Annotated in this window: 7 protein-coding genes; 2 read left to right on the top strand and 5 right to left on the bottom strand. The window is 53.6% G+C overall.

What is annotated here, in order from left to right:
- A partial coding sequence (locus tag ACPUC8_RS23480; protein ID WP_494927502.1) for a hypothetical protein occupies positions 1 to 188 on the top strand: 188 nt, incomplete at its 5' end.
- A 20-nt stretch (positions 189 to 208) separates the two neighbouring features.
- Here ACPUC8_RS23480 and ACPUC8_RS23475 read toward each other — a convergent pair.
- Positions 209 to 913, bottom strand: a complete 705-nt coding sequence (locus tag ACPUC8_RS23475; protein ID WP_494927501.1) for a pirin family protein — start codon at positions 911 to 913, stop codon at positions 209 to 211.
- 226 nt (positions 914 to 1,139) lie between these two features.
- On the opposite strand from ACPUC8_RS23475, the gene ACPUC8_RS23470 reads away from it, so the two are divergent.
- The gene (locus ACPUC8_RS23470; protein ID WP_494927500.1) at positions 1,140 to 1,703 is read left to right on the top strand and encodes a TetR/AcrR family transcriptional regulator; all 564 of its coding nucleotides are present in this window, start codon (positions 1,140 to 1,142) and stop codon (positions 1,701 to 1,703) included.
- A 2-nt stretch (positions 1,704 to 1,705) separates the two neighbouring features.
- Here the strand turns inward: ACPUC8_RS23470 and ACPUC8_RS23465 are convergent, their stop codons facing one another.
- From ACPUC8_RS23465 to ACPUC8_RS23450, 4 genes are all read right to left on the bottom strand, one after another.
- Positions 1,706 to 2,287 carry a TetR/AcrR family transcriptional regulator gene (locus tag ACPUC8_RS23465; RefSeq protein ID WP_494927499.1) on the bottom strand — a complete coding sequence of 194 codons (582 nt, stop codon included), beginning with the start codon at positions 2,285 to 2,287 and terminating at the stop codon, positions 1,706 to 1,708.
- Between the two features lie 134 nt (positions 2,288 to 2,421).
- A complete protein-coding gene (locus ACPUC8_RS23460) occupies positions 2,422 to 3,846 on the bottom strand; it encodes an efflux transporter outer membrane subunit (RefSeq protein ID WP_494927498.1) in 1,425 nt (474 codons plus the stop codon).
- Between the two features lies 1 nt (position 3,847).
- On the bottom strand, positions 3,848 to 7,009 hold the full coding sequence (locus ACPUC8_RS23455; protein WP_494927497.1) for an efflux RND transporter permease subunit: 3,162 nt from the start codon (positions 7,007 to 7,009) through the stop codon (positions 3,848 to 3,850).
- Position 7,010: 1 nt separating this feature from the next.
- On the bottom strand, positions 7,011 to 8,159 hold the full coding sequence (locus ACPUC8_RS23450) for an efflux RND transporter periplasmic adaptor subunit (protein WP_058972763.1): 1,149 nt from the start codon (positions 8,157 to 8,159) through the stop codon (positions 7,011 to 7,013).
- Between the last annotated feature and the right edge of the window lie 227 nt (positions 8,160 to 8,386).

The raw sequence follows: 8,386 nt of genomic DNA, 5'->3' as shown, positions 1-8,386 counted from the left end.
GCGGGCGAAAGGTGGCGCTGGAACATGGATGTTCCATCGGCACCGGTCCGTTAAGGCAGACGAGTGAAGTGAAGGTACCGCGTAGCGGCGCGAGGACCGCCGGCCCCGGTGCGACCCCAGACGGCGTTATCGCCAGTCGCTTAACTGACGAGCATTACGTACTAAAGTACGTCCCTGTAAAACACTGAGGCAGCGCTTAGGATAAATATTAGCTCCCACTGACCGTCCCGCTCATTACCGCCGTTGCGGCATCGCGCACCAGAAACGCGATGAGCGTCGCGTCACGTTCGCCGCGCACCGGCGGCAATGCGCCCTGCTCACTGATAGCATCACCTTGCAGCAGACGCGCCTCGCCCACCTGCACGATACCGTCCAGCACGGAAATCCAGCTGCTATATCCCTGCAAATGCGGAACGTCCACTTCAACACCACGTACAATTTTGAGATCGAAAATCAAAACATCCTGACGCAGGATCATCGGCGCGTCGCTACTTTCCGGTCCAGCCAGCAACGTCCAACTGTTAGCGGGCGCATCGGCGGCACGGCTGAACGTCTGCACGCGTGACTCCCCGCCGCTGTAAGATGGCCGAATATACACCTGCAGCATCTCTGTTTCGATAAAAGGTGCAGACTCGGCAAAACGCACGCCGCTGCCCGCACTGACCACCATCGCGCGTCTGGTATTGAGCGCCGTTTTCTCGCCGTCCTCGCTAAGATGCTGAGCCGAGCCGCGCCAGACATAGCTGAAGATCTCATCATCTTTGTGCGTATGCAGCGGGATGTGCGCATCCATTTTCAGCGTCATCTGATCGATAACCGCCAGCGGACCTAATGCCTCACCGGGACGTTGACGACGAATAGTAAAGGGACCGTATTCAAACAGCTGATCCCGCTGAGCACGTATCAGATTCATGGTTTCTTCCTCACAATTTTGTTGCTTACCCTCATGATAACGGCAGGAAAAATCCTGAACAGGTGTACATTTTGCTCAGTTACGTCAAATATTTTGAATATTAATGGCCTGTAGTCATCATCATCGCAAGAAATCAAAACCTCAGCGTAAAAGTTTTTCATTCTGGATTAGTCAGTAAGCTTTTTTTTGCGTAAAATAAGCTTTTCTCCAGCGGGTAATAAACAACATGAATCGCAGCGAACAAATATTGGATGCAGCCGAGCAGTGCATGCGACAAAAAGGGTTTCATCAAACGTCGATTCAGAATATTGCCAGCCAGGCTGATATCAGTATTGGTTTGATATATAAATATTACAAAAACAAAGAGGCGATCATCGAAGCGCTGGTGACGCACGTTGTTCAGCGTATGATTACCATGCTCAATGCAGATTTCGAGCAAATCGCGCATGCCGGTGGCATGACGCATTCAGCCAATGACATTATTCCCGCTGATGTGGAAAACAGTATTATGTTGCTCATGGAAGTGTCGTCAGAAGCAACGCGTAATGCGCGCATTCGTCAGATAATGAATGATGCCTGGTTGGTACTGAAAAATAACTTCATTACTCAGGAGCAGGCACTGAATCCTGCTCTGGATGCTAATAAAATCCACACGCGTTTATACATCATGTCGCTGGTTATTGACGGCATCATCATTCGCCGATGCATGAAACAGCGTGAAGTGCCGGCCAGTTTTATGTCCTTTTTTGACAACATCGCTAATGATGTTAACCAGCATGGCATCGCGTAATCTCAGCTAAACAGGTGACGGCTGAGGATACCGTTGATCCTGGTGAGTTCCTGTTGATCCACCTCTTTATCGCCAAATGCGCGACAGGCAACACCGTCCACCAGCATCAATAAAAACTGAATCCGATGCGCACGCTGTTGAGGATTGGCCTGCGGCATCTGTCGGGTAAAAATGGCGTCCAACTCCGCCACCAGTAATTGTTCTTCTGCCGCCAGCACATCGCGGACAGATTGACTGCGTGATGCTTCTGAATACATTTCAAGTAATAGACAGCGGTCCTGATGCGGCCACGCCTGCCAGAAAAGGGAATCCGGATTGATAATATCATCGGTCCGCGTTTCGCCCGGTAGGTTATTGGTCAGAAACACACGCCAGTTAATTGCAATATTCTTAATCGTTTCGCTAACGATTAACTCCTTACTCTTAAAATAACGATATATCTGCCCTGCCCCCAATCCGGATTCACGGCTAATATCGGCCATGCTGGCACCGTGAAAACCCGAGCGGCTAAAACAGATTTTCGCAGAGGCAATAATCAACCGCTGGCGCTGTTGTATTAATGATTCATTTTCTGATTTGCTCAAAATAGCTCCCACAATGACAACGGCATAATTATTTTTTTATCATCATACGCGAAGGTTTTTATCGCCGAAATGGCAGACTTAAATCCGGTTACATTTTTACCCCAAGCCGATGCATGACCGACTTGGGGTTTTCCTTACAGTTTCAGTTCAGATTCTTTCAATGCCGTACCGCCACCCATCACCTTGTAGAAAGTATTGAGGTTTTGGTAGTAGGCCTGCTCAACGCTCACCAGGCTGGTGCGCGCGGTGTACAGCGTGCGCTGCGCAGTTAGCGCATTAAGATAGGTATCTACCCCATTCTGATAGCGCAGATCGGCCAGATGATAGTAGGTCTGCGAAGCCGCAACGTTATTACGCTGGCTGGTGAGCTGATCGTTAATGGTGCCACGTCGTGCCAGGGCGTCAGCCACTTCCTGGAACGCGGTTTGTACCGCCTTCTCGTACACCGCCACGTAATACTCTTTCTGCGCTTTGGTGTAGTTCAGGTAAGCCACGTTATAGCCGCCTTTGAAGATCGGCAGAGAGATGCTGGGTGCAAATGACCATACGCCCGCCCCGTTCTTAAACAGCGACGAGAGATCAGAACTGCCCACGCCGCCGCTGGCCGTCAGCGAAATGCTCGGGAAAAAGTTGGCACGCGCCGCACCGATATTGGCATTTGCCGCTTTCAGATTGTGCTCAGCCTGCAACACGTCAGGGCGATTATTTAACGCGTCAGATGATACCCCAGCCGGCACGCTACGCAGCGCATTGCCAATCGACTCAATGCTCTCCGGCAGCAGGTTATCCGGCACGCTTTTTCCCACCACCAGATCGAGCGCATTTTTATCCTGCGCCACACTGGTGGTGTAACTGGCCACATCCGCCTGCGCCGACTGATAGGTGGTTTCAGCCGAAGCGACATCCACCATCGAATCCACGCCGTTTTGCATGCGTTTGCGCGTGACCTCAAGTGACTGTCGCGCGCTTTCCGCCGTCTCTTTGGCGATGGCCAAATTGCTGCGATCGGCGGCCAGCTGCAACCAGTAATCCACGGTGTTGTACAGCACCGTCAGACGCGTACTGCGCGCGCCCTCCAGCGTGCCGAGATAGGTTTCATATTGCTGGCGCGTCAGACTCTGGTTTTTGCCAAACAGATCCAACTCGAAGGAGCTGACGCTGCCCTCTGCGGTATAGCTACTGCTCAGCGCGGTTTGATTGCCTTCCCCGGTCAGGGCGCGTGAGCGTGTGCCGCTCACACCCGCACTGAGGGAAGGGAACAGATCGGCTCGCTCCTCACCATACTGCGCATGCGCAGATTTCACGCTGGCCACCGCTTCGCGCAAATCACGGCTGCTGTCGAGCGCCATCGCCACCACCTGGCGCAACTTCGCATCCAGCACATAATCCTGCCAGCTGATATCGCGATAGTTCGCCGCCGTGCCCTGCAGATTACGATAGGCATCGCCGGTCGGTGTTGTGGTGCTGACCGCATCTTTCGGACGATCGTAATGCGGATCGAGTGATACGCAGCCCGCAAGGAAGCACGGCAAAATCACCATTAAAAGTTTTGCAGACATATTACTCCTCCGCCTTAACAGCAGATTCAGTTGACTGTGCATCGTCATGCGGAATCGCCGGGAACACGCGACGGACCAGAACAAAGAACAGCGGAACAAAGAAGATGGCCAGCAAGGTGGCGGTCAAGGTACCGCCGATAATGCCGGTACCAATGGCGATACGGCTGTTGGCCCCCGCGCCCGTGGATATCGCCAGCGGCAGCACCCCAGCGGTAAACGCCAGCGAGGTCATAATGATCGGACGTAAACGCATCGACGCAGCATGAATCGCTGCTTTGACCAGGTTCTCCCCTTTGCGGTAATTCTCCTCAGCAAACTCGACGATCAGAATCGCGTTCTTCGCCGACAGCCCGATAATGGTCAGCAACGCCACCTGGAAGTAGACATCGTTTTCCAGCCCGCGCAGGCTGATCGCCAGCAGCGAACCAATCACCCCTAACGGCACCACCATCATCACCGAGAACGGCACCGACCAGCTTTCATACAGCGCCGCGAGACACAGGAACACCACGATCAGTGAGATGCCATACAGCGACATCGCCTGGTTGCCCGAGAGTTTTTCCTGATAAGAGAGCCCACTCCACGCGAAGGTCGTTCCGGCCGGCAATTTCGCCGCCAGTTTTTCCATCGCGGTGATGGCGTCACCCGAACTTTTACCGGGTGCGGCCGATCCTTCAATCTCGTAGGAAGCCAAACCGTTATAACGTGACAGCACATCTGGACCGTACGCCCATTGGGAGGTAGCAAACGACGAGAACGGCACCATGGTGGTATTACTGCTGCTGTCCGTGCCGCGTACATACCATTGATCGATATCTTCAGGCTTGCTGCGGAACTGTTGATCGCCCTGCATATAGACTTTCTTCACGCGACCGCGATCGGTGAAGTCATTGACGTAACTGCCGCCAATCGCCGCACTGAGCGTGTCATTGATATCGCTGATGGTCAGGCCCAGCGACTGCGCTTTAGCATCATCAATGCTGACATCTAACTGCGGCAGATCCGGCAGCGAGTTAGCACGCACCGCACTCAATACCGGATCCTGATTGGCTTCGGCAATCAGCTGGTTACGCATCTGCAGCAGCTGGTTACGGTCGGTTGCGCCGCGTCCCTGTAGCTCAAAGGTAAAGCCGTTGGATTGCCCCAAACCCGATACGGAAGGCGGTGACAGTACAAAGATTTGTGCATCGCGGATACTGGACAGCGCCGCCATCGCGCGGCCGGCAATCGCATCGGCGCTGTTTTCGCTGCCTTTGCGCTCGCTCCAGTTTTTCAGAGAAATAAAGCCGATGCCGGCGTTCTGACCGCTACCGGCAAAACTGAAGCCGTTCACCAACATGCTAACGTTGACGTTGTCCTTCTCTTTGGTCGCGAAGTACTGCTGTACCTGGCGGCGAACTTCACTGGTGCGATTTTCAGTGGCACCCGGCGCCAGCTGATACTGCACCATGATATAACCCTGGTCTTCGGTCGGCAGGAAGCCGGTCGGCAGACGCATATAGAGCACCGCGCAACCAATGAGCAGCACCGCATACAGCAGCAGATAGCGCACCGAGCTGTGCACCACATGGCCAACGCCTTTGTGATAGCGCGCCTGCACTTTTTCATAGCTACGGTTAAACCAACCAAAGAAACCTTTGGTGCCACTCTCGTGGTTATGCGGTTTCAGCAGCGTGGCGCACAGCGCCGGGGTCAGCGTCAGGGCGACAATCACCGACAGCACCATAGAAGAAACAATGGTGATAGAAAACTGACGGTAGATCACACCAGTCGAGCCACTAAAGAAGGTCATCGGCAGGAATACCGCTGACAGCACCAACGCGATTCCCACCAGCGCGCCGGTGATCTCCTTCATGGATTTCTCCGTCGCCTGGCGCGGCGGTAATCCCTCTTCACGCATCACACGTTCAACGTTCTCCACCACCACAATCGCGTCATCGACCAGTAGCCCGATGGCGAGCACCATACCAAACATGGTGAGGGTGTTGATGGAGTAGCCAAATACGGATAGCACGCCAAAGGTGCCCAGTAATACCACCGGGACGGCAATCGCAGGGATTAAAGTGGTACGGATGTTTTGCAGGAAAACGAACATGACGATGACCACCAGAATCACCGCTTCAATCAAGGTCTTAACGACCTCTTCGATTGAAATCTTGACGAAGTCGGTGCTGTCCAGTGGGTAGGCAATCTCATAACCCGCTGGCATGCTGCTGCGGAACTCATTGATGGCGGATTTAACCTGCTCGGCGGTGGAAAGAGCATTGGCACCCGATGCCAGCTGCACCGCGATACCCGATGCCGGATGGCCATTTGCCAGCACGTTCGCGCTGTAATCTTCATCGCCCATCTCGACACGCGCCACATCACTCAGACGCACCACCGAACCGTCGGTCTGACTTTTCAGCACGATATTGCGGAACTGTTCAGGCGTTTGTAGACGCGAACGGGAACGCACGGTCGCCACCAGTTGCTGCTCTTTGCTGGCGGGCTGCGCGCCCAACTGACCGGATGAGACCTGGGTGTTCTGGCTCTCCAGTGCCGTAGTGACATCTGACGGCATCAGTGAATATGAAGCCAGCTTGCTCGGGTCAAGCCAGATGCGCATCGCGTACTCCGCCCCAAACACCTGCACGCTGCCCACGCCTGGCACACGCGCCAGGGTATCTTCCATGTTACTGACCATGTAGTCGGCAACATCCGATGAACTGCTTTTATTGGTTTTATCGTAAACCGCAAGAATCAGCAGGAAGTCGCTTTGCGCCTTTTCCACCGTGACACCTTGTGACGTCACCGCTGTCGGCAGACGACTCTCGGCTTGCTGAACCTTGTTCTGCACCTGTACCTGAGCGATGTCAGGATCGGTGCCCTGGTGGAAGGTCACGTTAATTTTCACCTGCCCCGTGGATGCAGTGCTGGTGGAGTTAAAGTAGAGCAACCCATCAAGCCCGGTAAGCTGCTGCTCGATCACCTGCGTCACGCTGCTCTCCAGCGTTTCCGCCGAGGCGCCGGTGTAAGTGGCCTGAATGCTGATCTGTGGTGGCGCAACGTCAGGATATTGTGCAACCGGCAAACTATTAATACTCAGCAGACCGAACATCATAATGCAGATGGCGATAACCCAGGCAAAAACCGGGCGGCGGATAAAGAACTGAGCCAACATATCAGTTGCCCTCGCTGGTCGCGGCTTTATCGTTTGGCGTCACTTCCACCGCTTTGACGCTCATGCCCGCCTGCACTTTACCGGTGCCTTCAACAATTAGTTTGTCACCCTGATTAAGTCCCGAGGTGATCAGCCATTTATTGCCAATCACGCGGTCAGCCACTACTTCACGGCTTTCCACTTTATTCTCTTTATCCACCACCAGCGCCGTGGCATTGCCTTTGGCGTCACGAGTGATGCCCTGCTGCGGTGCCAGAATCGCATTGGTTTTTACGCCGTTCGTCACGTTGGCTCGCACATACATGCCGGGCAGAAGTTCATGCTGCGGATTGGGGAAAATCGCGCGTAGCGTGACGGTGCCGGTCGCTTCATCCACGGACACCTCCGTCAGTTCCAGTTTGCCGGGATGATCATAGGCGCTGCCATCTTCCAGTTTCACCGTCACCGGCACTTCATCCGTGCTCTGCTGCAGTGAGGCCTGCTGGCGCTTCAGTTTTAGTAACTGCACGCTGGATTGGGTCAGGTCGACATAAATAGGATCTAAAGCGCGGATGGTTGCCAGCGCGGTGGTTTGGCTGGCAGTCACCAGTGCACCTGGCGTAACCGATGAAATACCAATACGACCGCTGATCGGTGCGGTAATACGCGTGTAGTTCAAGTTGATGCGCGCGCTTTCAACGGCAGCACGATATTGATCAACTGACGCCACATTCTGCTGATAGGTGGCCAGCGCATCGTCAGCATCCTGACGCGATACGCCATTTTCTTTCACCAGCGCGGCATAACGTTCCGCTTTCAATTTGCTGCTTTTTACCAGTGCCTGCGCATTTTTCAACTGCGCCACTGCCTGGTCGTAACTGGCCTGGTAGCTGGCAGGATCGATCTGATACAGCACCTGCCCGGCTTTCACTTCATCGCCCTCAGTGAACAGGCGTTTCTGAATAATGCCCTCAACCTGAGGCCGTACTTCTGATGTCATGCTGCCCGTGACGCGCCCGGCGAGTTGGCTGTCCAGCGTGACTGATTCGCTTTGCAATGTTTTGACGCCCACTTCGGTGGCCGTATTCGGGGCTTGTTGGTTGCTATTTTGATCGCAAGCGGCGACTAACATCACCAGCCCGGCGATCACACTGCGCTGAAAATTCTTCATGAATTACCCTGTAGTGAACGTTCATTCTCAGATTGTAGTCTATCAAAACATCGACTCAGCGACTGTCAGGAAAATGAAAAATTTGCCGGGTACGGGATTCTGGAAACATGAGGAAATTTAATATTCAGCATGAAAGATAATCATGTTACGAGCTGGCAATAGATATGCCGTGTTAAACACAGAAAAACAAAATTAAAATGCATTTATTTGCATTAAAGTGTTTAAAT

The organism is Pantoea sp. CFCC18177 (assembly GCF_059412425.1).
The sequence above is the reverse complement of the archived record's forward strand: the minus strand, read 5'-3'. Positions and strand labels throughout refer to the sequence as shown.